21 protein-coding genes are annotated in these 25,836 nt (G+C 43.7%); 12 read left to right on the top strand and 9 right to left on the bottom strand.

What is annotated here, in order from left to right:
- Nucleotides 1-6: 6 nt before the first annotated feature.
- From pntB to QMG91_RS23540, 6 genes are all read left to right on the top strand, one after another.
- Nucleotides 7-1,401: a Re/Si-specific NAD(P)(+) transhydrogenase subunit beta gene (gene pntB / locus QMG91_RS23565; RefSeq protein ID WP_004404845.1), complete on the top strand. Its 1,395-nt coding sequence runs from the start codon at nt 7-9 to the stop codon at nt 1,399-1,401.
- A gap of 221 nt (nt 1,402-1,622) precedes the next feature.
- Nucleotides 1,623-3,068: a sensor histidine kinase VxrA gene (gene vxrA, locus QMG91_RS23560; protein ID WP_409351266.1), complete on the top strand. Its 1,446-nt coding sequence runs from the start codon at nt 1,623-1,625 to the stop codon at nt 3,066-3,068.
- Nucleotides 3,043-3,702 (top strand): response regulator transcription factor VxrB, encoded by a 660-nt coding sequence (gene vxrB / locus QMG91_RS23555; protein WP_004404848.1) that lies wholly within the window; start codon nt 3,043-3,045, stop codon nt 3,700-3,702. Before vxrA ends, vxrB begins: the two co-directional genes overlap by 26 nt.
- Nucleotides 3,702-4,571, top strand: coding sequence for a DUF2861 family protein (locus QMG91_RS23550; RefSeq protein WP_281830521.1), 870 nt, complete (start codon nt 3,702-3,704; stop codon nt 4,569-4,571). The genes vxrB and QMG91_RS23550 overlap by 1 nt, the downstream gene beginning before the upstream one ends.
- A gap of 63 nt (nt 4,572-4,634) precedes the next feature.
- Nucleotides 4,635-5,786: a conjugal transfer protein TraF gene (locus QMG91_RS23545; RefSeq protein WP_281830520.1), complete on the top strand. Its 1,152-nt coding sequence runs from the start codon at nt 4,635-4,637 to the stop codon at nt 5,784-5,786.
- A gap of 40 nt (nt 5,787-5,826) precedes the next feature.
- Nucleotides 5,827-5,970, top strand: a complete 144-nt coding sequence (locus tag QMG91_RS23540; protein WP_004404854.1) for a YoaH family protein — start codon at nt 5,827-5,829, stop codon at nt 5,968-5,970.
- A 438-nt stretch (nt 5,971-6,408) separates the two neighbouring features.
- Here the strand turns inward: QMG91_RS23540 and QMG91_RS23535 are convergent, their stop codons facing one another.
- The 3 genes from QMG91_RS23535 to QMG91_RS23525 form a co-directional block, all read right to left on the bottom strand.
- On the bottom strand, nt 6,409-6,996 hold the full coding sequence (locus QMG91_RS23535) for a hypothetical protein (protein ID WP_022561439.1): 588 nt from the start codon (nt 6,994-6,996) through the stop codon (nt 6,409-6,411).
- A gap of 560 nt (nt 6,997-7,556) precedes the next feature.
- A complete protein-coding gene (yciH, locus tag QMG91_RS23530; RefSeq protein ID WP_004404856.1) occupies nt 7,557-7,868 on the bottom strand; it encodes a stress response translation initiation inhibitor YciH in 312 nt (103 codons plus the stop codon).
- A 34-nt stretch (nt 7,869-7,902) separates the two neighbouring features.
- Nucleotides 7,903-8,253: a DUF3319 domain-containing protein gene (locus tag QMG91_RS23525; RefSeq protein WP_022561437.1), complete on the bottom strand. Its 351-nt coding sequence runs from the start codon at nt 8,251-8,253 to the stop codon at nt 7,903-7,905.
- 376 nt (nt 8,254-8,629) lie between these two features.
- Between QMG91_RS23525 and QMG91_RS23520 the strand changes: the two genes are divergently transcribed.
- The gene (locus QMG91_RS23520) at nt 8,630-9,310 is read left to right on the top strand and encodes a tyrosine-type recombinase/integrase (protein ID WP_281830509.1); all 681 of its coding nucleotides are present in this window, start codon (nt 8,630-8,632) and stop codon (nt 9,308-9,310) included.
- On the opposite strand, the gene QMG91_RS23515 is transcribed toward QMG91_RS23520, so the two are convergent.
- Nucleotides 9,294-10,301, bottom strand: coding sequence for a D-alanine--D-alanine ligase (locus tag QMG91_RS23515; RefSeq protein WP_281830508.1), 1,008 nt, complete (start codon nt 10,299-10,301; stop codon nt 9,294-9,296). The two genes, QMG91_RS23520 and QMG91_RS23515, sit on opposite strands and share 17 nt — an antisense overlap.
- Nucleotides 10,302-10,487: 186 nt before the next feature.
- The gene (locus tag QMG91_RS23510) at nt 10,488-11,090 is read right to left on the bottom strand and encodes an SPOR domain-containing protein (RefSeq protein WP_022561434.1); all 603 of its coding nucleotides are present in this window, start codon (nt 11,088-11,090) and stop codon (nt 10,488-10,490) included.
- A 277-nt stretch (nt 11,091-11,367) separates the two neighbouring features.
- Between QMG91_RS23510 and QMG91_RS23505 the strand changes: the two genes are divergently transcribed.
- A complete protein-coding gene (locus QMG91_RS23505) occupies nt 11,368-14,049 on the top strand; it encodes a bifunctional acetate--CoA ligase family protein/GNAT family N-acetyltransferase (protein ID WP_281830507.1) in 2,682 nt (893 codons plus the stop codon).
- Here QMG91_RS23505 and QMG91_RS23500 read toward each other — a convergent pair.
- Entirely contained in the window at nt 14,001-14,933 is a 933-nt protein-coding gene (locus QMG91_RS23500; RefSeq protein WP_281830506.1) for a LysR family transcriptional regulator, read from the bottom strand. The genes QMG91_RS23505 and QMG91_RS23500 overlap by 49 nt on opposite strands.
- 287 nt (nt 14,934-15,220) lie before the next feature.
- On the opposite strand from QMG91_RS23500, the gene QMG91_RS23495 reads away from it, so the two are divergent.
- On the top strand, nt 15,221-17,368 hold the full coding sequence (locus QMG91_RS23495; RefSeq protein ID WP_281830505.1) for a TonB-dependent hemoglobin/transferrin/lactoferrin family receptor: 2,148 nt from the start codon (nt 15,221-15,223) through the stop codon (nt 17,366-17,368).
- 433 nt (nt 17,369-17,801) lie between these two features.
- Here QMG91_RS23495 and galE read toward each other — a convergent pair whose 3' ends face one another.
- Entirely contained in the window at nt 17,802-18,815 is a 1,014-nt protein-coding gene (gene galE, locus QMG91_RS23490; RefSeq protein WP_022590586.1) for a UDP-glucose 4-epimerase GalE, read from the bottom strand.
- Nucleotides 18,816-19,024: 209 nt separating this feature from the next.
- Here galE and QMG91_RS23485 point away from each other — a divergent pair, with 209 nt between their 5' ends.
- From QMG91_RS23485 to QMG91_RS23475, 3 genes are read left to right on the top strand one after another with little or no spacing between them, the layout of a single operon-like run.
- Nucleotides 19,025-19,768, top strand: coding sequence for a 5-oxoprolinase subunit PxpA (locus tag QMG91_RS23485; RefSeq protein ID WP_281830504.1), 744 nt, complete (start codon nt 19,025-19,027; stop codon nt 19,766-19,768).
- An 11-nt stretch (nt 19,769-19,779) separates the two neighbouring features.
- The gene (pxpB, locus tag QMG91_RS23480; protein ID WP_281830503.1) at nt 19,780-20,481 is read left to right on the top strand and encodes a 5-oxoprolinase subunit PxpB; all 702 of its coding nucleotides are present in this window, start codon (nt 19,780-19,782) and stop codon (nt 20,479-20,481) included.
- A complete protein-coding gene (locus QMG91_RS23475) occupies nt 20,472-21,398 on the top strand; it encodes a 5-oxoprolinase subunit C family protein (RefSeq protein ID WP_281830502.1) in 927 nt (308 codons plus the stop codon). The genes pxpB and QMG91_RS23475 overlap by 10 nt, the downstream gene beginning before the upstream one ends.
- Before the next feature lie 40 nt (nt 21,399-21,438).
- Here QMG91_RS23475 and QMG91_RS23470 read toward each other — a convergent pair whose 3' ends face one another.
- On the bottom strand, nt 21,439-22,485 hold the full coding sequence (locus QMG91_RS23470) for an efflux RND transporter periplasmic adaptor subunit (protein WP_281830501.1): 1,047 nt from the start codon (nt 22,483-22,485) through the stop codon (nt 21,439-21,441).
- The gene (locus QMG91_RS23465) at nt 22,482-25,793 is read right to left on the bottom strand and encodes an efflux RND transporter permease subunit (protein ID WP_281830500.1); all 3,312 of its coding nucleotides are present in this window, start codon (nt 25,791-25,793) and stop codon (nt 22,482-22,484) included. Before QMG91_RS23465 ends, QMG91_RS23470 begins: the two co-directional genes overlap by 4 nt.
- Nucleotides 25,794-25,836 lie beyond the last annotated feature (43 nt).

The raw sequence follows: 25,836 nt of genomic DNA, 5'->3' as shown, positions 1-25,836 counted from the left end.
AAAGAAATGTCTGCAGGATTAGTACAAGCCGCTTACATTGTTGCCGCTGTTCTCTTTATCATGAGTTTGGCGGGGCTTTCTAAGCAAGAATCTGCAAAAGCAGGGAATTACTATGGCATTGCCGGTATGGCAATTGCTCTTATCGCAACAATTTTTGGTCCTGACACATCAGGTGTTGTATGGATTATTCTAGCGATGATCATTGGTGGTGCGATTGGTATCCACTACGCTAAAAAAGTTGAAATGACTGAAATGCCGGAACTGGTGGCTATCCTACACAGTTTTGTAGGTATGGCTGCTGTACTCGTTGGCTACAACAGCTACATCGATCCACCGGCAATAGCAGTAACCGATGTTGATGCACACGCTAAACACGTTATCCATTTAGTTGAAGTCTTTCTAGGTGTGTTTATTGGTGCGGTGACATTTACCGGTTCTGTTGTAGCGTTTGGTAAGCTAAGAGGTGTGATCAACTCTGCCGCTTTAAACCTTCCACACAAGCATAAAATGAACCTTGCCGCTATCGTGGTTTCTGCTTATCTGATGATTCACTTCGTTCAGGCAGACGGAAGCATGTTTGCGTTGATCGTCATGACGCTGATTGCTTTTGTTTTCGGTTACCACTTAGTCGCGTCGATTGGTGGTGCAGATATGCCAGTAGTGGTGTCCATGCTTAACTCTTACTCAGGTTGGGCGGCTGCAGCTGCAGGATTTATGCTAGCCAATGATCTTCTGATCGTAACTGGTGCTTTGGTTGGTTCTTCAGGTGCGATTCTTTCTTACATCATGTGTAAAGCGATGAACCGCTCTTTCATCAGTGTGATTGCTGGTGGATTTGGTCAAGAAGTTTCTGTTTCTAGTGGCGACGAAGAACAGGGAGAGCACAGAGAGGCGTCAGCGGAAGAAGTAGCTGAAATGCTGAAAAACTCTAAGTCAGTAATCATCACTCCTGGATACGGTATGGCCGTAGCTCAAGCGCAGTATCCAGTGTATGAAATTACTGAAAAGCTTCGTTCACATGGTGTCGAAGTGCGATTTGGTATCCACCCAGTAGCTGGGCGTTTACCTGGTCACATGAACGTTTTGCTGGCAGAGGCGAAAGTGCCATATGACATCGTTCTAGAAATGGATGAAATTAACGATGACTTCTCCGAAACTGATACAGTTTTGGTTATCGGCGCTAATGACACTGTTAACCCAGCAGCGCAAGAAGATCCAAACAGCCCGATTGCAGGTATGCCTGTCCTTGAGGTCTGGAATGCTCAGAATGTTGTTGTCTTCAAACGTTCGATGAATACAGGCTATGCAGGCGTTCAGAATCCGTTGTTCTTTAAAGAGAACACACAGATGCTGTTCGGAGATGCTAAGGAATCTTGTTTACAGATTTCAGCACACCTATAAATCGCTGAAAACCTCTATTAATAGAAGGGAACCATCGGGTTCCCTTTTTTCTTATTGAAATAGGTGACGCCGTCACAATGTTAGATGAATGTAAGAAGGGTGACCATAAACACAGCAAATGTCAGGTATTGGTTAATAACGCCGAGCCGCAGTTATAATCGCAAAGTTATTAGTGTTATATTGACTCTCCATTTACAAATGCCATAGAGATCGAACCCGCTTTGCTAAGGAACCTTGTTTATTTGTCTTTAAGCTGCCTTGTTTCTTCGGGCGCTTACGCACAAAGCTTGCCGGAAAGAATCGAGGAGTTCAAAAGCCAATTTGACACTTCCAAAGCAATAGATTCCTATGACATGCGAGTAATCCAATCGGATTTCCCAAACAAACTGTTGACACCAGAGTCAATGCTTCCTCAAACAGCCAGCTATCCTCTTCGCGATATTCAACGCTTATACAAACTGTCTGAATCCTGTAAGGGGAAATTGCCTTTAAGCCCTCTGATCACTGAACCACTGGTATTCACACGTGCAATATGTAAAGGCACGAGACTTCCTATCAAGTGGTTTGCGCGTTCTGGGTTGATTCACCCAGGTGGTGGTACTTATGCTGCACGTTACGCTGTAACATATCCTGCAATGTATGATGAACTTGAATACTACATGCACATTGAGGAAAGACCTGAAGCCAGTCCAAATAGCTTACTAGGTCGCCTTCAGAGAATGGATTACATCGCGATGAAGGCTCTGCTATCTGGCTCAGAGATGCTGATCAGTGAAAATGAACTTTGGTTAAGGCAAGGGGATGATTATCTACTGTATCAGGAGAATATTTGGAATCCTCTTCTCAAAGAGCTTCAAATCCAGGCATCGCTCTACAACGGAAAAGGTAACTGCTTTGTCAAAAGTGGGAACATTTGTTGGGAAGTAGAAAATCATTCCGATTTGTTGCTTCACGTCATGATTGGACTGGCAGTTTTCAATGTAGCATTGATTTTGGGTTGGGCAGTTACTCGATGGAATAGTAAACGGAAAGAGATGAAAAGCCGTATGTTGGTTCTTCAGATCTTAACCCACGAATTAAGAACACCTATTGCCAGCTTGTCTTTGACGGTTGAAGGTTTCAGAAGGGAGTTTGAGAATCTTCCGGAATCCGTATACGACGAATTTAGACGTTTGTGTGAAGATTCCCGAAGGTTGCGTCAATTGGCAGAAGCAAGTAAAGACTATCTTCAGTCTGATACCCAACAGCTTTCTACGGAATGGCTACCTTCTGTCAAAGAATGGTTAGATTTTAGGTTCGAAGATCTCGAACAGCCAATTGAAATTGAACTCGATAGGGACAGCGCAATCAAAGTTAATATTTATTGGTTGGGCACGTGTCTAGATAATTTAGTCAATAATGCGATCAAATACGGTGTCGCCCCGGTTTCACTTAAGGTCGATACCAAAAAGAATTGCGTCATTTTTAGTGTTACCGACCAAGGTAACTTGACCAAGAAAGATTGGAAAACACTCAGAAAGCCTTTTGTGAGTAAGAGTGGATTAGGGTTAGGTTTGACCATTGTTGAATCAATGGTTGAGCGAATGGGAGGCAAGATGTCTCTACAAGGCCCACCTACAACATTTAAATTGGAGATACCCTGTGAAACAGACACTGCTTCTGGTTGAAGATGATAAAAACTTAGCGGACGGATTGCTTGTTAGCCTGGAGCAAGCAGGATATGAATGTCACCATGCAGAAACTATCGCGGAAGTTAGCCCATTGTGGGACAAAGCTGACCTCGTAATTCTGGACAGACAGTTACCGGATGGTGATTCTGTTGGTCATTTACCTGAGTGGAAAAAGATAAAACAGGTGCCAGTCATACTGCTGACTGCTTTAGTTTCCGTTAAAGATAAAGTGAATGGTTTAGATGCGGGAGCAAATGACTACTTAACCAAGCCATTTGCGGAAGCGGAATTGTTCGCTCGAATTAGGGCTCAAATGAGAGCACCGGATGGCGAAGAGCTAGACGAAGCACGCGTAACCACTGACAACCTGATCATCGATAGAAATACCCGAGATGTTATCTACAAAGACGAGTCGGTTACTCTTACCCGCACAGAGTTCGACCTTCTTCTGTTTTTGGCTACCAACTTAGGACGCGTATTTACGCGAGACGAGTTACTTGATCATGTATGGGGATATAACCATTTTCCAACTACACGAACAGTCGATACGCATGTTCTTCAGTTACGACAAAAGCTACCTGGCATCGACATTGAAACCCTTCGCGGTGTTGGATATAAGATGAAAAGCTAATGGTAAAACACCTAATTGCCAGCTTGGTTTGTCTACTGCCACTGACTGGAAACGCCACCAATCAGTGGTTTGAGCAGCAGACTTCTTTAACTAGTGCGCATCAAAAGTTGCTGGAGGATAATCTCGAAGGCACCTTTGATGCGATCGTGGAAGTCTGGCAGCAAAACCCTTCCAAGTACGTTTCCGATCATCTTGATCAACTGTTTCTAAAGTCGATTGAAAAAGACTGTGGGCGGTCTCTGAATAGTGAAGGGCTTCCTGATTGGTTAGATGAAGTGGTCATTCGAAGACAAATGATCCAATCTCCCGGTAGAAACAACTCAAGTGTGATCATTGATGTACTAAGCAACAAAGACGTTGAGTCCATCGAGCTAGATCGATGGGGAGAACAAAACATTTCAAATGAGTCCACATTTGAGAAGTTGAGTTCAGAAACATCCGAGCAAAGTATCTATCAAAAAAGATACAGCTTAAATACTCGCCTTACGAGTGGTTTGTATTTATTGAAAATTAAGCCTGTCAACGAAGAGGCTTGGGTTACGTGGGCTGTTATGGCTGAACCCCAAGCGAAGCAAGTTGTGCGCTGGCAGTCAAAAGACAACTGGAAGGTGGAGAAAACGAGTCTCCTGAACAAACATTGCCCTCTACCTGTTTTGAACATTTCTTTGTTTGATTACCTTGATGGCAAATATCAAAAAGTTTGGACTCAAGACTATGAAAGCGACTACCCAAATTCCATTCCGTTAAGAGACTTAGACCCCGATAGATATGTTTTGGCGGTTTCAATAACTCATAGACGCTGGCAAGGTGCAGTTTCTATTGAAGATCAACAAGTAATTAGTAAAACCTACGACATTTCGGTGGATTAAAAATTCTAAAGATCTGATAATTTAAGCCGATAATGAATAAAAGGACAAAGTTACGGTTTGATTATGAAAAAAATCAGTTTATCCATATCCACTGCGGTTGCGTTAGCTCTGGCTACTTCATCAGTTTCTGCGGCTAATTACTCTGTTGATGGTCGAGGGGACGCGATGGGAGGAGTGGGTGTTGTATCGGCTGATTTCCTGTCAGCACCATTTTATAACCCTTCACTTGCTGCGTTATATCGTCGTGATGACAATGCAGGGATGATCATTCCAGGTGTCGGTGTCAGTTATGTCGACAACGGCAAGATGCTAGCCGATATTAAAAATGCTGCTGATGCAATTGATGGCAATGACCCTGCTCAGATCTTATCCGTTTACGACGACCTTGTCGGGGATGAGATTGCACTTGATATTGGTGTAGTCGGTGCTTTCGCTATCCCCAATCAGTTTGTTTCGATGAATGTTTTTGGCAAGGTCTACACAGAGTCATACATTACAGCGGATATGGCACCTAGCTCAGTGCCGGATATAGACAAACTCGACCAATCTCTGATTAAAGTGATGGGGATAGGTGTTACCGAGCTCGGAGTTACTTTCGCAAAATATTACACGCTATTCGGTCAGCATGTATCGATAGGTGCCTCACCAAAAATTCAGCGTGTTTATACCGTCGCAAGTCATGCATCGTTTTCTAACTTTGGGTTTGGCCGAATCACAGATTCCACGTCAGGCGAGACCGCATTCAACCTGGACTTGGGTGCAGTATGGTTTTACGGTCCTTTTCGCGTAGGCGCTTCAGCCATGAACATTATGACTAGAGATATCGAAACCGCGCAGGAAACGGTTAGCGCTGGTGGACGCAATGTTCAAATTGGTGATACCTATGAACTTCGACCAAATTACACCGTTGGTGCTGGTTTAGTTGGTGACTATTATACGTTCAGTGTTGATTATGATCTGGTTACTCGTAAGAAATTCCAGGGAATGTCCGGCGACGATTCCCAAATGCTTCGAGCAGGGTTGGAAGTTGATCTAATGAGGCAGCTACAATTGCGAGGCGGATACTACACCAACTTAGCCAAAGAAAACGATGAAGGTACGTTTACAGCGGGTATAGGATTATCTCCACTGGGCATTATTACTATGGACATAGGCGCGAGCTATACCAACGCAAACTCTATGGGTGTATACGTTAATTTCCTTGGCAACTATTAAAATATCCTGTAAATTTTGCCTCCTTTAAACGGAGGTAGAAATGTTTCAAGATTTACCTAATCTCACACATGAAGAACAGCAAGAAGCGGTAGAGCGCATTCAAAAATTGATGGAGCAGGGTGTGAGTACTGCAGAGGCAATTAAAATCATTGCCGACGAAATTAGAAATGAAAAGAAAGGCTAGGGGAGACCCTAGCTTTTTTGTTTTCTTGCACCTGCAAATTCCACCCGACCAAACTTAACTTTCCTCCTACCAATTCGCTTTTTCACGCCAACATTACCCTTACTAAGAATCCTTTAGTTTTTTCAAGCGGTATTTTTAACCCAATAAAAGTGACAGGGAAGATATGTGACATCCTGAGCTTTTAAGTAAAACAACGGATTTCGATGTAGTGATTAGTGCTGTATTTGGTTTATTTGCATTTAAAAACAATGGTTTATATATCAGGTGAATGTTCTGACCAAGTTTGAGTAGTAAGCACTTACTGCGACTGTAGAGGGGCATTGTGCTAGTTATCCACAGGATATTATCGGTCTTCATGCTTTTTGATTTTGGTAGGACCAAAAAAAGACCCGCTAAATGCGGGTCTCTAAATGAAATAGTTAAGTCGGAGTGTAATGACTATTTTGAGGCGATAATTTTGCAGTTAGGTAAGGTGTAATGGGTTTTCGTTAGGCATAGCCTTATTGCTGCTTCCTCTGCATCAACCTTAGAGCTTTCATCTGAAGAATAGCCAAGCAAACCCAGTTTGTTGCCAGCAATTGCTGAGTGAGTGGTTGCCTGACTAAAGCGTTCAAATACATCAATATCCTGCATGCTTGAAACTTCCTTCGGATAACCGTTTGTATCGACAGTAACCTGAGTTTCTTCATAAGCGACGACTTTGCATCCCTCAGGGTTAGTCGCACGGGCGCTGCATAAAAATAAAGCTTCTTTCTTTGCCGCTTCCAGACTTATTTTGTCGGTCGCAAAACCAAAGGACATCGCTCTTTTTCCTTTCCAGTAAACAGCGAACGCTTTATTACCGGGTTTTTCTAAATAGGCGTTATATCTTTGTGTCATCCATGAGTGGGGATAGTATTCAATACTTTCTTGAAGTGTTTCGGAGGCATAGCTATCTAAACTTAAGCTATTAACTTTCTCCGAGATCGTTGTAGCACAGCCTTGCAAAGCTAAAATGCCGGCAGCCAAAACCCAGCGGTATTCCATATAATTCTCGTGAAAAATTGCTTCTGTATAAAAGTGGATATTCGTTCAATAGTATGCGATTCGCCATAAGAAATGTATAGGTATTTCAACTGTGAACTGTGATGTTGGTGCGAATAATTCACGGCGTGAATTCCAAGTGCTTTAAATATGTCCTAGTAATTATTTTCTTGTCAGTAAAATTACTTGCGGACAGCATGCATACTTAAATCATGTATTCTTTTAAGAGTTCGATATTAGAATGAAATCCAAGGGAACAGCCATTACGAGATTGGTCATAAGTTCTTTGTGGTAGAGCTTTCCTTTATGATATTGTGGTGCGTATTATCTATCTTATGTTAAATGGAGTATCAATCTACGTCGATTCTGATGCATTCAGCTCTCCCTTTCCCTTCAAAAGCCATGCAATTTAACAATAAGCGTATTTACCATAAAATAGCTAATAATCATTTCTTTAATCAGAGATTAAGTAATGACTATTAGCTGTGAGTCCATACTATGACTGTTTGTCAGGCACAAAAAAGCCAAGCGCTTTGCTTGGCTCGAACTTCTTCTGAATTCTATCAACCGCCGGCTAACTTAACGGTGTGTCCTTTTTTCTCAAGGTGCGCTTTTATCTTATCGCGGTTGTCACCCTGGATCTCGATGTTGCCATCTTTTACTGAGCCACCGCATCCGCAAACCTTCTTCAGTTCTGCTGCCAATAGTTTTAAAGGTGCATCGTCAAGGTCCAATCCTGTTACGATGCAAACACCTTTGCCTTTTCTGCCTTTTGTTTGGCGTTGGATACGAACAATGCCGTCTCCTTTTTCTCGTTCTGGCTTGGCTTCTTCGGCTTTAATTCTTCCAACTTCTGTTGAATATACAAGAGACATTTCAATTTCTCGATTTCAAATAGTGTTGAGTATTTTAGCCTTTTTTGGCGGCGGCAGCCAAGTGCGCATCAATGTGTTTCTGAATAGCCAGCTTACCACCTTTGATCAGGCGACCATTGAAAAAACAGTACCATGCGTTAGGTGCACCAGTATCGTTTTTTAATTGAAAACCGTTATAGTTCTCTTCAGTTCCAGCTGCCACGGGTTTCGCTTCAAGAGAAGCAAATTCCTTCGGATCAATCAGTGACGCAGTTTCACACCACCAGTCAATGCTCTTTTTCACAGATGCTAAGCTTCCAGAAAGTACTCTGTTTTTAATCTTTACTTGCCAGACTTGTCCATTAGATGACTGCAAAGTAAATCCGCGATGCATGCTATTTGCCATAATAGTGAACTCTTAGTTCTTTGTTTCTATTAATAATAATTGTAATCCTTGGATTCGCAAGTAGAATTACTTAACAAATGCATGGTTATGGTGCGTTAAATTGAGAAAAAATATCACTCCGATCACAAATCTAGAAATTAAGACTGCAAGCATAAGGCAATTTTCCGATGCAGTTAACTTAGATATGCTAGACAGCTTGACTCAAGGGTGTTACTCGGTTAACTCGTTGAAATCCATGCTTAACGATTGGAATTCGTTCGTAGCATTTTGCCAAGATAGACATGTTTCTCCCCTGCCCGCTTCTGTCACCGCCACCAGATTGTTTCTTAGTACTGAGAGTAAAAAGAAAAAATTTCCATCCATAAAAAGATTCGCGTTGACGATTGGAACCATCCACAAAATTCACAACTTGAGAGACCCAGCAAACCATCGCCAGATAAAGTTTCTATTGAATGAGCTTCGCGCATCCAAAAGTGAAGACGTTAAAAGCGCAAGTGCTTTTACCAAGGCGTATCTAGACAAACTGCACACACTGCTTTCCCCCTCAATTCTGCTTAAAGATATGCGTGACTTGGCGATTTATCACGTGATGTTTGAATGTGCTTTGAAGCGTTCAGAGCTAAGGCAACTCAGTTTTGAAGACATTTCTTACGCTAATAGCCTTGCTCACATAGAGGTGCAAGACAAAGTGTATGAATTGAGTTCTCAAGCTTCGACAACATTGAAACGTTGGTTGAGCCACAATACGACGGACATCCCTTTTTGTCGTATCGATAAACACGAAAACCTTTATGACTCCAGGCTTGACGATTCTTCAATCTATCGCGTGTTTCGTAGGGCAAGTGATTTACTTTGTTTGTCGGACGATCAGAGGCTATCGGGGCAATCTAGTCGAGTTGGTGCGGCACAGGAACTGGCTTCTCAAGGATATCGACTTAAAGATATTCAAGATTTCGGGCGTTGGTTGAGCCCGGTTATGCCCGCTCAATACCTTGGAAGAACGGGCAAGTCCAGTGCTGAAAAATTAAAATTTATCTCGATCAAGCCGTGGGATTAGATAAAGCATTGTTTATAGCGTTACTCAAGAAGTCCTTGAAGCTGACGCCATGATGTTCAACCATTTTAGGGAACATGGAGATTGGCGTCATACCCGGGAAGGTGTTCACCTCGTTTAGGTAGATTTCATTATCTTCAGTTAGGAAGAAATCAATTCTGGAGAGATCTTTCAAACCCATTTGAAGAAAGACTTTTCTGGAATGTGACTGAATTTCTTCGATCTGTGCGTCAGTCAGCCCTTCTGCTTCAACTACCGTGAGTGAATGGCTGTCTGCTCCATACTTTTCTTCGTATGTGTAGTACCCATTCTCTGGAGCGATGACTTCTCCAGGCTTCGAGATGATCAGTTCTCCGTTATGTTCAAACGCTGCAACTTCCAACTCTCTTGGTTTCACGGCTTTTTCGATTAATACCTGATCCGAGAAAGTGAACGCTTTGTTTACTGCTTCACTTATTTCTTTCGATTCCGTGACCTTGTAACATCCGACTGAAGACCCTTGACGCGCAGCCTTTACAAATAAGACTCCCCACTCTTCAAATGCTGTTCTTGCCTTTTCATGAGCGTCTTCATTGTTTGAAGATAGGAAAACGTATGGCGTGTTTGGAATGTCTAATGCGTCATACCATAACTTAGAGGTAATTTTATTGAAGCTATTGATGCTTGCTTCAGGTCCGCAGCCAAGATATGGAATTTTTGCCAGCTCAAAGATTGACTGAACATCGCCAGTTTCGCCCGGAAAACCATGCAGGCAAGGAACGATATAGTCGATGTGAATTTCGTGAGATTCACCTTTAAGATTTGAATGCGAAATGTCCAGCTCAGTTTTTTCTCCAGAGCTTAGGCGCCACTCCTCTTTCGTCATTTCAACTCGAATGACATTGAAGCTTGGATCTAACTGAAGCTGTTGCTGAACATAGTTTGCGGAAACTAACGAGACTTCATGTTCGTTTGAGCCCCCGCCGCATAGCACAAGGATGTTTTTTCTAGTCATTGATGGGTTCTTTCCATGAAAAACTGCATGCCAATATTCTAATAGTTTGACTATTAATTATCAGTAATTTTTGAGTCAAATCTCGGCTAAACGGTTATTGCTAGCGCAATAGCCCGCGACTTTGGGTAAATATTAAACGTTAAATTTAAGTGATGAGCAACAAAAAAGGGCTGACGCCCTTCTTTGTTAATTTAGTTTATCCATTACCGGATATTCAGAGTTTTTAATCGCATCAATACTTTTCGGGAAAGGTTTAAGCTTTTGGAACTCTTCTGGCAGTGAAGCGATGGCAGCTTTAGCTTCCGCTGACGTTGCGTAGTCACCATAAAGAATGGTGTACCAGTTAGTGCCTTTCACTTGCTTGTAGTTACCCCAGATTGGCTGACCCACAGGCAGGCGTTTTGCGAAGTGCTCAAGCTTGCTTTCACGGTCCAATGCTATTACTTGGATCGTATAACCGTAACGAGGATTTGATTTTAGCTGATTGTCTGTTGGAGGGAGAATCTTGATCTTTTTCTTTTGGACTTGAGGTTTTGGCGCAAGTTTCACCACTTTTTTCTCTTCTTGCATTGGTGCAGCAGCCACCATAGCGGTATCAGGTTTTTCTGCCATAGGCATGATTTCCTTCACCGTTTCTTCTTTTATCTGTGCTTGCTGAGTAATCGGAGCTTGTATTGAGTCTACCTTGTAATCCTCTTTGTAGGATTCAGATGTCACTTCTTTTTCGTACGTGTCCGATGCACAAGCTGCTAGCAGCATAGAGAGACTGATAATTGATATCTTTTTCATGGGTCATTATTACGCTAATTAATTCTTTCCAAATCATGCACATTGATTCAAAGAGAATCAAGTGCAGCTCTAGATTAATTGTAAACTATCTCGTGACGATTCCCACATAATTCACGTGTCAAACCAAAGTGTTGAAACTTTTTGCGAGTATTGTGGAACCGACAACACCAATTGCTGTGACAGATCACATCCGCTGTATTCAGATCAGCGATAATAAACATGGATGCTTTACTATGCGGTGAGTCTAATCAACCGCTTAAACGTATTTGAGGTGTGAATGAACCGACTGGATAAGCTGCTAAAACCGACGTCTGTCGCCGTAATTGGCGCTTCGCAAAAGCCCTACCGAGCTGGTGAAATCGTTATGAAGAACCTTCTCCAAAGCGGTTTTCAGGGCGCAATCATGCCAGTTACGCCCAAGTATAAATCGGTTTGCGGTGTACTAGCTTATCCGAATGTTGAGTCTTTACCCATCGTCCCCGACCTTGCCATTCTCTGTACTCATGCTGATCGTAATGTCGAGTTGTTTGAGCAAATTGCAAGAAAAGGCGTTGGTGCGGTCGTCATTCTTTCCTCCGACATGCATGGCAAAGACGCCGAAGGCATCTCTTATGAATCCAGGTGTCTTGAGATTGCCAAGCGATTTAACGTGAGGATCCTAGGTCCGAACAGCCTTGGTCTGATATTACCCTGGCATAACTTTAACGCCTCTTTCTCACCAGTAACCGCACTGCCCGGAAAAATCGCGTTCATTTCACAATCGGCGGCGGTGTGTACAACAATACTCGACTGGGCGAACGACAAGCAGATTGGTTTTTCAGCTTTTATTTCTATAGGGAACGGAGCGGATGTCGATTTCGATGAACTGCTGGACACCTTATGTACAGACAGTAAAACCGAAGCCATATTGCTCTACGTAGACAGTATAAAAGAAGCGAGACGCTTCATGTCAGCTGCTCGTGCGGCTAGTCGAAACCGTCGGATTCTGGTCTTAAAAGGCGGTCGTTCTATCGCTGGCCAAAAAGCGGCAACCCTTCATACCGGAAGCGTCCCAAGCCTTGATGTAATCTATGATGCTGCGATTCAACGTTCCGGTATGCTACGGGTAAAAAACACTCATGAATTGTTTGCCGCCGTAGAAACCTTGACTCACTCTGTCCCGCTTAGAGGGGAACGTCTTGCGATAGTTACCAATGGTGGCGGTCCTGCCATCATGGCGATTGACACACTGATGGACAAAGGAGGCAAACTCGCGGAATTGAGTCAGGAGACCACTGAAAAGTTAAACAGTCACCTGCCTTCAAGCTGGTCGGGGTGTAACCCCATAGACATGATCGGTGACGCCAATAGCCAGAGATATATCGATACCATCAATACTCTGATGGATGGCGATGAGTTTGATGCCCTGCTTATTATGCACAGCCCATCTGCTGTCGCTCATTCAACCGATACAGCAAAAGCGATCATTGATTGCGTCAAATCGCATCCCAATTATAAGCGATTCAATATTCTTACCAACTGGTGTGGTGAGCAGAGTACAAAAGAAGCCAGAAAGCTGTTTACCCTTTCAGGTATTCCAACCTACAGAACACCTGAAAGCGCCGTCACTGCATTCATGCATTTAGTGGAATACCGTAGAAACCAAAAACAGTTGATGGAAACCCCAGCCTCTGCGGGGCAAATAGAACTGAATGATGTGGATTTGGCGCGTAACTGGATAAATGAACAGTTGTCAGAAGGAAGTACCACTCTCGATACTCACCAGATTGCCTTTTTACTAAAACAATATCGATTTACGGTGCTTCCAACCTGGCTTGCCAGCGATCAGAGTGAAGCTGTGCATATCGCCGAGCAGATTGGCTATCCTGTTGCAGTTAAGCTGCGTTCGCCAGATATTGCGCATAAGTCCGATGTGCAAGGCGTTATGCTTAACCTGAGAAACAGTGCTGAGGTGGCTTCGGCTGCTCAGTCGATATTGGATCGAGCTTCCCTCACCTACCCGTCTGCCAGAATTCACGGTCTTTTGGTTCAAGGCATGGCAAGCCGTGCCGGTGCTCAGGAAATCAGAATTAAAGTGAAGTCTGATCCAACTTTTGGTCCGGTCATACTGATTGGTGAAGGTGGATCGGAATGGAACGAGGCGCTGGATGCCACAGCAGCTATTCCTCCACTAAACATGACGCTAGCTCGTTATCTGATTATCCGAGCCATCAAACGAAACAAATTACGTGTTCAGCAGCTACCTAACCCCATGAGTATTGACGGACTGAGTGAGTTTTTAGTTCGCATTTCTCAGATGGTCATAGATTGCCCACAGATACATGAGCTGGATATTCATCCAGTACTGGCGAACGGAGAAGACTTTACCATCTTGGATGCCGATCTGACGTTGTGCGAATTTGAAGGAAACTCTCATCAAAGACTCGCCATCCGACCTTATCCCGTGGAGCATGAAGAAAAAGTAAAACTTAAAGACGGTAGCGATATATTACTCCGCCCTATTCTGCCAGAAGATGAACCCGACCACGCTGAATTCATTTCCAATGTTTCCAAAGAAGATTTGTACAAGCGATTTTTCAGCGACGTTGGAGAATTCAATCATGAGGCGCTGGCCAATTTCACCCAAATTGATTATGACCGGGAAATGGCATTTGTCGCACAACAAAGCTTTGCGGGAGAAAAACGAATTATAGGCGTTGCCCGGGTACTTTCTGACCCAGAAAACTTCGACGCTGAATTTGCCATTCTGGTTCGTTCTGATCTGAAAGGTATGGGTCTTGGGCGTGTTTTGATGGAAAAACTAATAAGCTACTGCAAAGAGCGTGGAACAAAACAAATGTCCGGAATGACCATGCCTACTAACCGAGGCATGCTCATGTTGGCTCAAAAAATGGGATTCGAGCTCGATATTCAGTTTGAAGACGGCATTGCGGATATGAGGCTGCCTTTAAATGAGTAATCGACTTTCCAGTTCTTCTTGATGTATTGAATACACCAGGATTTGCTCTTACCCATTTTATTTCTTCGCCACGCAAGGACAATTTCAACAGGGGCATCTTCTGTCCCTTCTATTTTGCGGAGCAGCTTTTTCTCGATCATTTCATTGGCGATATGTGTCGGAATTGTACCAATACCTAATCCAGCAATCAGAGCTTCAATTTTTGCATGGAAGCTTGTAACGGTTAAACGTGGCTGTTCGTCTAATATGTTTCTGCTAAGCGCCGGAGCTTCGCGGGCAGTATCTGCAATCACAATGGCTCTATAGTGACTGCGCGAATCATTGTCGAAATCGCCTTTTCGCTGGTGGATATAGTGATCGTAAGCCGCAACCCAAGTCATTGACATGGTGCCTATTGGCTCTGCTTTTACATCCTGCGGGTAAACTTCTGGTTTTGGGCAAATAAGAAGATCTGCTCTATCATATGCGAGTGATTCCCAGCACCCTGCCAGAATCTCTTCCTGTAACTTTACTCTGGTTTTACTTACCGCACCTAAATGCTCGACCAGTGGAAAAAACGTATTACCTGGAACAATGCCATCATGAGCGATGGTAAGATCTAACTCCCACCCGTGAGCCAGAACATTCGCATCAGAGACCATATCTTCTGCCGCGCTTAAAAGCATGCGACCTCTTTCCAGCAACAACTTACCCGCGTGAGTAAATGTTGCTTTGTGCCCTGACCGGTCAAAGATAACTAAGTCGAGATCCTGTTCCAGTTTCTGAATCTGATAACTAAGAGAAGATGGCGCTCGGTTCAATTCATTTGCCGCCGCTGCGAAACTGCCTCGACGGTCAATTGCATCAAGAATATGCAATGCTTCTAAGGTGATTGGGCTGTTCAAGAAGAGATCTCTGTTTGATGATTATCCTATTTACAATACGACACCTTACTTTTCATTGTCTTAACGTGTTAGATAAGCGTGATTAAGATCACGAATACTGAAAATTTACGCTTTCTTACACTTCGAATACCGAACTTTATACTGAAATTAAAACAAAGAGTTAGCGTATTTGCATATTTCCTCCATTGTCTGTTTTTGCATCGTAATGAGAAGTGTAATGATAGTTATTATCATTTTGATCAATTACAATCCTCGCACCATTTAAAGCGATTCATGGAAAAACAAAAATGTCGCAACCTAACTTTAAGAAGCCTTTGCTCACGGCTTCAATCTTAATTGCCCTTTCTGCGCCTACTTTGGCAAACGAGCAAGTTGATGAAACTGTCGTAGTAACTGCTACAAAAACAAACCAGGCCCTTGAAGATGTGGCAGCGTCTGTAGCAGTGATTACCGATGCCGAAATTGAATCAAATATGTCCAACAATATCGCTGACGTATTTGACTACACGCCAGGCGTTACCATTGAAAACTCGGGACGTCAGGGTATTCAAGGTATTAATATCCGCGGTCTTTCGGGCAACCGCGTTCAGATTGTTGTTGATGGCGTAATTCAACCTGATCAGTACGATCCAGGTGGTCCTGGCTTTGTTCGTTCTGGGCGTCTGAACTTTGATCCTGAATTGATTAAATCCGTTGAAGTTGTTAAAGGTTCTGCATCTAGCCTTTATGGTAGTGATGCTATTGGTGGTATTGCAGCCTTTACGACAAAATCAGCGTCTGATTTCTTGGCACCATCTGGCGATGACTTTGGTGGTTACGTAAAACTAGGTTACTACTCTGCCGATAAGACTTTAAGTGAATCTGTTGCGTTAGCAAATCGCTCTGGGCAGCTTGAGACCCTAGTGGCTTATACTCGTAAAGATGGCAAACAAGTAGACAACTTTGGTAAGCCAGATGAGCAAGACTATGCGACAGATAACCTGCTAGTAAAGCTTGGCTATGAAGTTAACGATGCTCATACAGTGGAACTGCGTGGAACCTATGTTAAAGGTGATACCAAAACTCAATTACAAAGTCCGAGCTACAAATATTTTAACTCTCAAGATGTTTCTGACTCCAAAAGTCTCGGAGTAAAGCATACTTGGAATGCTAATATCGGTGCTTTTGACAATCTTACATGGCAAGTAGACTGGTTGAGTCAGACAGAAAATGCAGATACTCATCGTGAATATTTGTCTGATGGAAACGTGCAACATAAAGACTATATCTATCGTGAGAAAGGATTCCAAGGCTATATTCAGGCGGATAAATTTATCTCTGGTGACAGCATTGACCATTTCTTAGTTTATGGTTTGTCTTTCAAGAACAAAGATATACACAACGTAAACGAGGAAAAAAATAGCAGTCGACCAGATAAAGTCATTTATTACATGCCAAATGCTTCTGAAACTCGATTTGGTGCATTTGTTCAAAATGACATGGCTATGCTGGATGGAAAGCTTCGCCTAACCCCAGGTGTTCGTTTTGATTCTTTCAAAACCAATCCAGAAGGGAATGTGCCGTCTAACTCAGCAGGCTACACACCTGATAGCTATGACAAATACAGTAATTCCGCTGTCACAGGTCGAATTGGAGCTGTATACGAAGTAGTAGACAATCATAAATTGTTTGCTCAGGTGAGTCAGGGTTTCCGTGCTCCTAACTTCCAAGAACTTTTCTACTCGTTCTCTAACCTAACCCACGGTTACATGAACAAACCAAACCCAGACCTTAAAGCAGAAGATAGTATCTCATACGAGCTTGGTTTCCGTTCGAACTTTGAACATTCTGACTTGGAGTTCAGCGTTTTCTATAATGATTACGAAAACTTTATTGAGCATAAAGAAGTTCAAAAAGGCAATCGCGCTACAAGAACACCAAGAATCCTGCAATACGTAAATGTTACAGAAGCGACAATCAAAGGTGCAGAAATTGCGAGCAAGCAAGATTTATCTGGTCTTGTTGGATTGCCAGAAGGTTTCTCATCCGGTATTGCTGCCGCTTACACAGAAGGTAAGTCTGGTGAAGGTGACCCGCTAAACTCTGTAAGCCCATGGCAGGCAGTTGCAAAGCTTAGCTATGATGCGCCTACATCTGACTGGGGTACATCGCTAAAAGTTGTCTATACAGCAAATAAAAAAGCTAAAGATATTACACCTGCGGTTGACGCAAGATCCGGTAAAACACTACAAGTCTTTGAAATGCCTTCAGCTACGATTGTAGACATAACTGCATACTACAAGCCAATTGAAGACCTGACTTTACGCGCTGGTGTTTTCAACGTAGGAAATAAAGAATACTACCGTTGGAATGATGTTCGTTCCCTTACCGAAGCGGACTTGGATTACACTCAACCAGAACGTAACTTTGCGATTACTGCAAAATACGATTTCTAAGCTTAGTGTTTGATGAAAAAGAAAAGACCGAGAAATCGGTCTTTTTTGCGTTTATAAGATCAAATTTACAAATGGCTAAATACAAAAAATCCAGCTTTAAGCTGGATTTTATCAAGTTCGAAATATTCAAAAAGGTTATCAAAAAGTGACTGAATTATTTCGATATTATTTGTTTTCTGCCATCTCTTTCTTAACCATTACAGCTGCTGCAATGATGAAAGTGATGATAAGCGCTAGCTCCATCAGTGTCCCCTGAAAGTGGTATTAGAAAATGTTCAATGAATCGTTAACAAAGTGTTTTTTAACGTTCAAAATTAAGCTTCGGACATATTCTAGCAGGTTATAGAATGTACGAAACCCCTTAACGAGATTTTTACGAAAAATATCGATTCAGATCAAAAAAGAGGCTCGAAAGCCTCTTTTTTCAATTTTGCTAATCTTGATAGCCTTGCGGATTTTGTGACTGCCATCGCCAGGTATCTACAGTCATATGTTCTAAAGAACGTTCTGCTTTCCAGCCTAGCTCGTCGATTGCTTTCTTTGGATCAGCCCAACATTCTGCAATGTCACCTGGTCGTCTATCTACAAGTTTGTAAGGAATTTCCTGACCACTTGCTTTCTCAAAGGCTTTAACCATATCTAAAACACTGTAGCCATTACCTGTGCCTAAGTTATAGATATGCAGACCGTTTTTCCTGCCAACGGCATTTAGTGCTGCTAAGTGACCGTCTGCTAAGTCCATCACGTGAATGTAGTCACGGACACCTGTTCCATCCTTTGTTGGATAGTCACTGCCGAAAACAGACAAAAACTCACGGCGACCAACTGCAACCTGGGAAACAAAAGGCATCAAATTGTTTGGAATGCCTTGCGGGTCTTCACCCAAGTCACCACTCGGATGCGAACCTACCGGGTTGAAGTAACGAAGAAGTGTAATACTCCAGTCCGGGTTTGCTTTTTGGAAGTCGGTTAAACACTCTTCCACCATCAGTTTGCTGCGACCATATGGGTTGGTGGCACTAGTTGGAAAATCTTCCGTAATTGGCACAGAAGCCGGGTCACCATACACAGTAGCAGAAGAGCTGAATACCAATGACTTCACACCAGCTTCGCGCATCGCTTCAACCAGAACCAAAGTGCCATGAACATTGTTGTCGTAGTATTCCAGCGGCTTTTCTACCGACTCCCCTACTGCTTTTAGTCCGGCAAAATGAATACAGGATTCTAAGTTGTGCTCTTTCATGGTTTTAACAAGAAGGTCTTTGTTACGAATGTCACCTTCTACGAAAACTGGGCGGGTTCCAGAAACCTTTTCAATTCGGTCTAATACGCTGGATTTGCTGTTGTACAAGTTGTCTAGAATCACTGGCGTCATGCCAGCTTCGATCATTTGAATGCAAGTGTGGCTGCCGATATAGCCCATGCCACCAGTAACAAGTACTTTCATGGTTCTTCCTAAATGGTGTAATTAACTTAATTCTACTTAACCTGTATGGGGATTTGTAGTCTCATATCTCAAAGTAATTGGATTTTATAGAAAAAGCTTCCGCAAATTTATTGAATTGTTAGCAAAAATGAAACTCGAGCTCTAAAGCTTCTCAATTTAATGGAATACAATTAACCTTAACGGTAAGTCATCAGTGGGATAGCAGACAAATGACCAAGGAAAGGTTGAAACTAAATTGTGATATGGGCGAAAGCTTTGGTTCATGGAAGATGGGCTTAGACGAAGAAGTAATGCCATGGGTCGATATGGCAAATATTGCCTGCGGTTTTCACGCATCCGACCCGAATGTCATGTCCACCACCCTAAAGTTAGCAAAGCAATACCGGGTTAGCGTTGGCGCTCATCCTGGCTACCCGGATCTGAATGGGTTTGGTCGTAGAAGTATCCCCATGTCTCAGGATGAAATCGTACACAATGTGGTGTACCAAGTGGGAGCAATTCAATCTCTCGCTAACCTCAATAGCGTTAAAGTTGAATATATAAAGCCCCATGGCGCACTTTATAACGACATGATGAAAAGTGAAGAAGTGTTTGTTGGCATTCTGGCGGCAGCTGAAAACTTCTCTTTGCCTGTTATGATCCTGGCTGGCACCGATAATTCTAGATATCTCGACCTTGCGGATCAGTTTAACGTTCCCCTACTCTTTGAGGCATTTGCCGACAGAGCCTACCTAGACAACGGACTTCTCGTCCCTCGCAGTCACCCTGATGCCGTGTATCACAAGGAAGATGATATCTATCTTCAGGTGATGCAGCTTGCCCGTTACGGCAGCATCACCAGTATCAATGGCAGTAAGATTCAGATTGAAGCGGACACGGTTTGTGTTCATGGTGATAACCCTGAATCCGTTGCCATGGTCCAGAGAATATCCCAAAGCTTAGCGGTGCTGTAAGAGAGACTGAAATGATCAAGTTTGAAATCCAGCCTGTCGCTGAGTGCAGTCTTATTGTGTATTTCGGTAGTCGTATTGACCCTAAGCTAGCTCCTTTTATTGGCGAGGCTGCGAAATGCATTGCGGAAAGATTTTCGGATCAGGTTATGAATGTCACCCCTTCTTACACCTCTATTTTGATTGATTATCTTCCGTTTCGAATCCATCAAGAGCAGTTTATTACTCAGTTGCGAAGTTTGCTGAATGAGCAAAGTCAGGCTTTTACAATCGAGAGCAAATTTACCCTACATAAGTTGCCAGTCTATTACGGTGGAGATACCGGACCTGATTTAAAGGCTGTTGCCGAGTTTGCCGAAATGACGTCTGATAATGTGATAAAGCTGCATACAGAGAGTTCCTTTCGGGTTTGTGCCATTGGTTTTTCTCCCGGTTTCGCATTCTTAGCTGAAGTACCGAATGAAATAGCCAAACCCAGACATGATACTCCCAGAGTGTTTGTTCCTTCCGGCAGTGTCGGTATCGCATCTAATCAAACCGCAGTCTACCCATCTCGTTCCCCAGGTGGTTGGAACATTATCGGTAACTGCCCAACACCACTTTGGGATTCCAAAAATCCAGACTCAACACCTGACATCAATATTGGTGATGTTGTTCAGTTCTACTCAATTACAGAGAAAGAGTTCGTTTCTTTAGGGGGTGAACAATGGGTGTAATGGCGGTTACTAAAGCTGGGCAACTTTCTCTTGTTCAGGACTTTGGACGATACGGGTGTAGCCAGTTGGGGCTAACGCAAGGTGGACCGGTCGATGACTATGCGTTTAGCTGGGCTAACTACTTACTGGGTAACGACCTTAACGCCGCTGCGATTGAAATCACCCTTGGTCAGGCATTATTTACTTTTGAGCAAGACGCCATGATTGCCATTTGCGGCGGCGATTTACAACCAAGAGTCAACCAAATACCCGTGGCAAACTGGTCAAGACATTGGATAAAACGCGGTCAGACACTCTCTTTTTCGTTACCACGTAACGGTTTGAGGGCTTACCTTGCAATAAATGGTGGGTTCAAATGTACCCCCCACTTTGGGAGTGCTTCGACGGTTCAAAGGGAAATGGTTGGTGGACGACAGCAAGATGGAAGTGCGCTGGAAGTCGGAGATCAAGTTGAATTCTCCGATGAGCAAACGAAGTTGACCTCAAAACAGGTCACATTCCGGTTCATCCCTGACTACAACCTACCGCTGACTTTACGAGTTATCGAGAGCTACCAGAATAAAAGCTTCCATCCGGATTCGTTGCGAAAATTGTATAGCGGATCGTTTTCAATCAGTCAGAACAGTAACCGCATGGGCTATCGCCTGGAGGGAGATACCATCAATCCTCCAAGTGGGAATCTGATATCTGAAGGTATTGCTCTGGGGTCCATTCAGGTTCCGCCGGACGGAAATCCCATTATTCTGCTCAATGACAGGCAGACTCTGGGCGGTTATCCAAAACTAGGCTGCGTTGCCCGAATTGATTTACCCAGACTTGCGCAAGCCAAGCCCGGTCAGAAAATCCAGTTTGTAAAAGGCGATCTGGAAGGACTACAGAAAGTCTGGTGTAAGTGGGCAAGGTTTTTTGGATACTAAACAAGAAAGCGACCCGATTGGGTCGCTTCCGTTTTACTTTCTAATTCAATTTTAATGGATTTAGAACCACTTCATCCCCTTCGTGAAGTCCTTTTCTTACCTGATTGTTTTGTCCAAGTTGAACCAGTTGAGTTTTGATTTTTCCTTCCTCGACAATTCGAACATAGTCGAGCTGTCCAACCTGATACACACTGTTTTCAGGCAAAGTTAGAACAGACTCACTATGGCTGAGTACATGCACCTTTCCGTACACCCCAGGGTAAACTGAAGGGCTTACAGGTAACGAAAGCTTAACCAAGAAACTGCGTGAGGACTGATCCGCGGAAGGTGAAATTTCAACGATGTTTGCCCGCCCTGTATGCCTTGAAGTTGGCAAATTAAAGTTAAGCTGATCACCCACTGCAATACTTGCTATCAAAGACTCAGAAATATTGACCTCAAGTTGCAATGATTCTGGGTTGTATAAGGAAACTAGCAAAGCACCTGGTGTTGCAGTATCCCCTTCATTAACTGGCTTTTGAGTTACCACGCCATCAAAAGGAGCGGTAATAATACTAAAGCCAAATGTCGTTTCAGCTTCCTTCACTGCAGCTTGTGCTTGTTTGAAACTGGCTCTTGCCGTTTCAAGCTGCGATTCCACACGGTCAAATTCTGATTGCGGAAGTAACTTCCTTTCCACCAATTCTGATATCCGCTTAAACTCCTTACGCGCAGCATTCAGATTAGCCTGAGCGGAAGATAGCCCCTGCTCTGTTTGCTGTACTCGTGCATCAAGGTCGTCACTTTCAAGGCGCATAATGACATCACCCTTGGTGACGCTGTCACCTATGTCTACCAACACTTCAACTACTTTTGCGGTAACGCGTGCAGAAAGCTGAGCTTTTTGATCGGCAATCACTGTGCCTGTAAATTCTCTGATTTGAGGCGTTTCCTGATACCTCAAGGTGACGGTTTCTATGTCAGAAGTATCTGTTGTGGTCAGCGCTTTCTGATTCACTTTTTCTGTAAAACCACCAGCCATGAAAATAAACAATACTATCAGCACTGAAAAAAGACCGATCCCTAACAGGAGTTTTGATGATTTCATGATTCTTCCTCATTGGTTACAGGCAGACCATGCCCTTCTACATTTGAATACGCCAAGTGATAAACCACTGGGATGACTAATAAAGTAAAGATGGTTGATGCGGTTATTCCGAATATGATTGCCCAAGCCAGACCGTTAAATATCGGATCCAGCGTTATCACGATATTTCCGAGCAATGTTGTGCCTGCCGTCAGTAAGATTGGGCGCATTCTAACCGCGCCGGATTCGATTAAAGCTGCTTTAAGAGGTTTGCCCGCCGCTAGAGATTGCTGAATAAATTCGATAAGAACTAAGGAGTTCCGAACTACAATCCCGGCAAGTGCGATCATTCCAATCATGGCTGTTGCGGTAAACAAAGCGGGATCTGGGTAGCCATTAATGTCTTCACCAAGAAGATTCAGGAACCAGAACCCCGGCATGATACCAATAACGGTTAGAGGAATCGCGAGCATGATGATGCCAGAAACAGCAGGTAGCCCAGTCTGGATGAGCATGACGATGAATACGCCAAGTAGCGCCGCGCCATAGGCAATTCCCAGATCACGGAACACATCTATAGTGATTTTCCATTCTCCCTCGCCACTCCAAACGACTTGAATATCGTCATCCACTGACCAGCCTTGATTACCACCATTGCTTAAGTAGCTTCTCTCACCCAGTGCTCTTGGTTCATCCGAGTAGGCTTTATCTTGATCTGCAATAACGTCAGCAACAATTTCACCCGGTACCCGCCCTGCGGATTCGGCATATACGTAAACCACAGGTTTAAGGTTTTTATGATAGATAGGCTGATCTTGAGTTCGTTTAACAAACTTACCCAACTCGGACAATTGGACGAGCGGTTGAGGTGCATCTTCCAGGCTTCCCTTCACATTCTGTTTCGCAATTCCTGTCGGTCCACGAACATATAACGCTTCTAAGTTAGTGAGATTATCCCGCTGCGAAATCGGAAGCTTAATGATTACTGGCAGAGGATCGATTTCTCTCTCCATTTTCAGGTTGGCAAGTTTGATGCCCTTATTCGCAGCCAGTATGGTCTGGTTGATGTCGACGGTGGAAATGCCAGACAACGCTGCTTTCTCCCGATCTACCATGAATTGCCAAACTTCCGTCGGTTCTTCGATACTGCTATCGACTTCGGATACAAATGGTTCTTGCTCTAAACGCTGGATAACATTGAAAGCCTGTTGTTGCAGTCTTTCGTAAGACGTTGTCTCCTGACCGTATACTTCGGCTGTCAGGGTCGCAATAACCGGAGGACCGGGAGGTACTTCCACCAATTGAATTTTCGCGTTGTGCTTGGCAGCAATCGATTCAACGTCATCTCTGATTCGGGTCACAATCTGATGCGACTGAAAACTGCGTGCATCTTTGTCAACAAGGACGATTCGTAGTTCTCCCTGGTGTGGTAAGTCACGCATAAAGTAATGACGAACCATGCCGTTGAAATCCATTGGTGATGCGACACCAGCAAAACCGGAAACCGATATCACCTCCGGTTGCTCAACCAGATAACTTGAAAAATCACGCAGAGCATTTGATGTGGTTACGAAGTCGGTACTTTCGGGCATGTTGACGATCAACTGGAACTCATTCTTGTTGTCGTACGGAAGAAGCTTCAGGGGAACCAGTCGAAGTGCGGGTAACATGGCTGCCCCAACAAACAGCATCGCAACGATTCCCAGAAATATCCAGCTCTTTTTCCGCGATTCAAGCAAAGGTAAAAGCAGCTTGTTGTAACCGCGATAAAGCAAAGTAGATTCAATGTTGTATGTCCCCTTGTCCTGCGCAGCACGAAGGATCTTTCGGGCAAGCCAAGGCGTGATTAGGAATGCAACTAGGGTACTGAATATTACTGAGACGGGCACATTAAACGCCAGCGGAGCCATATAGGGCCCCATCATCCCGGTAATGAAGAACATCGGCGTGAACACGATAACAATAGCCACCGTGGACATCAAAAGTGCTGAACGGATTTCCCCCATTGCGAGAACAATGGCTTTGGTTTTCGACAAGTCTTTGCGTTTTAGGTAACGCTCAATGTTGTCGATACTGGCAATAGGATCATCCACGATCAGACCAAGAGCAAGAATCAACGCAAACAACGTAACTCGGTTGATGGAGTACCCAAACGCGAGATCCATACCAATCGCTGCACCATAGCTGATAGGAATGGCAATACCCACCACCAATGCGCTGCGCCAGTTCAAGAATAAGCCGACAAACACCACAACGGTGACAATTGCTATACCTAAGCTAGATACTAAGTTGTTGACCTTGTCGCTGGCAGTCTGACCATAGTTTCGGATGATATCCAGCTTAACTGATTCTGGAAATTGCTCGGCTTTGAGTGTGTTTAACTCTTTAAGCACTTCGTCGGCAACACCTACGGCGTTGGAACCATTTTGTTTTGCTACGGAGATAAAAACAGAAGGATAGGATTGAAAATCGCCATGACCGTATTGAATCCAGGTGTCTGTAGAAGCTTCTTCCGGACCATCAGTAATGGTTGCCACATCCCCTAAATAGACCGGTTTACCATCGATAACATTGACGACTAACTGGCTGAGCTCATGGGCGTTTTGGAAAAACTGCCCAGATTCGAGTAAGAATACCTCTCCCTGCTGATGTAAATACCCGGCACTTTGTTTGGCATGGCTTACGTTAAATGCGCGTTGTAAATCGTCGATAGTTGTTTTTCGGCTCGCCATCGCCGACGCATCCAGTGCTACTTCTACAACCCGAGACTGACCTCCGGTGACCTTCACGATATTGGTGTCGTCTAGCGAGTTTAAGCGCTGGGTTGCCTGTGTTGCGATACGCCTTAACTCATAGGTTCCAATTTCATCGGGATCCGTTGAGTAGAGGGCTGCGACAACGATAGGCACATCATCAATCTCTACTGGTTTAACAGCCCAGTTTGATACGGAGGCAGGGATTGTATCCTGGTTGGAATACAGCTTGTTATACAGTTTAACCAGAGCATTTTCGCGATTCTCGCCCACATAGAAACGCACAATGACCTGCGCCTTATTCTCCATGGATGCAGAATAAACGTACTCTACACCGTCGATTTGGCTGAGTAGTTTTTCAAGAGGTTCTGTTACCTGCTTTTCAACTTGCTTCGCACTGAGACCGGGAGCATCAATCAGTACGTCAGCCATTGGAACAACTATTTGTGGATCTTCCTCTTTAGGTGTTAGCCACAGTGCGATACCACCAAGTATCAAGGCAAATGCGATGAGTATTGGCGGGAAAAAACTGTTCATTACCGAATGAACAAAGCCTTGTGAAGAACTGGCTCTCATTGACTGTCCTTTTGAATATTTCCGCTTGAAGGTGATGAGTGGG

It is taken from the genome of Vibrio nigripulchritudo, from assembly GCF_027924785.1.
In the GTDB taxonomy this organism is placed as follows: Bacteria; Pseudomonadota; Gammaproteobacteria; order Enterobacterales; family Vibrionaceae; genus Vibrio; species Vibrio nigripulchritudo.
The sequence above is the reverse complement of the archived record's forward strand: the minus strand, read 5'-3'. Positions and strand labels throughout refer to the sequence as shown.

Coding starts and splice junctions, on each gene's coding strand:
- pntB (WP_004404845.1), top strand. CDS start 7: ATGTCTGCAGGATTAGTACAAGCCGCTTACATTGTTGCCGCTGTTCTC.
- QMG91_RS23550 (WP_281830521.1), top strand. CDS start 3,702: ATGGTAAAACACCTAATTGCCAGCTTGGTTTGTCTACTGCCACTGACT.
- QMG91_RS23545 (WP_281830520.1), top strand. CDS start 4,635: ATGAAAAAAATCAGTTTATCCATATCCACTGCGGTTGCGTTAGCTCTG.
- QMG91_RS23540 (WP_004404854.1), top strand. CDS start 5,827: ATGTTTCAAGATTTACCTAATCTCACACATGAAGAACAGCAAGAAGCG.
- QMG91_RS23535 (WP_022561439.1), bottom strand. CDS start 6,996: ATGGAATACCGCTGGGTTTTGGCTGCCGGCATTTTAGCTTTGCAAGGC.
- yciH (WP_004404856.1), bottom strand. CDS start 7,868: ATGTCTCTTGTATATTCAACAGAAGTTGGAAGAATTAAAGCCGAAGAA.
- QMG91_RS23525 (WP_022561437.1), bottom strand. CDS start 8,253: ATGGCAAATAGCATGCATCGCGGATTTACTTTGCAGTCATCTAATGGA.
- QMG91_RS23515 (WP_281830508.1), bottom strand. CDS start 10,301: ATGACTAGAAAAAACATCCTTGTGCTATGCGGCGGGGGCTCAAACGAA.
- QMG91_RS23510 (WP_022561434.1), bottom strand. CDS start 11,090: ATGAAAAAGATATCAATTATCAGTCTCTCTATGCTGCTAGCAGCTTGT.
- QMG91_RS23505 (WP_281830507.1), top strand. CDS start 11,368: ATGAACCGACTGGATAAGCTGCTAAAACCGACGTCTGTCGCCGTAATT.
- QMG91_RS23495 (WP_281830505.1), top strand. CDS start 15,221: ATGTCGCAACCTAACTTTAAGAAGCCTTTGCTCACGGCTTCAATCTTA.
- galE (WP_022590586.1), bottom strand. CDS start 18,815: ATGAAAGTACTTGTTACTGGTGGCATGGGCTATATCGGCAGCCACACT.
- QMG91_RS23485 (WP_281830504.1), top strand. CDS start 19,025: ATGACCAAGGAAAGGTTGAAACTAAATTGTGATATGGGCGAAAGCTTT.
- pxpB (WP_281830503.1), top strand. CDS start 19,780: ATGATCAAGTTTGAAATCCAGCCTGTCGCTGAGTGCAGTCTTATTGTG.
- QMG91_RS23475 (WP_281830502.1), top strand. CDS start 20,472: ATGGGTGTAATGGCGGTTACTAAAGCTGGGCAACTTTCTCTTGTTCAG.
- QMG91_RS23470 (WP_281830501.1), bottom strand. CDS start 22,485: ATGAAATCATCAAAACTCCTGTTAGGGATCGGTCTTTTTTCAGTGCTG.
- QMG91_RS23465 (WP_281830500.1), bottom strand. CDS start 25,793: ATGAGAGCCAGTTCTTCACAAGGCTTTGTTCATTCGGTAATGAACAGT.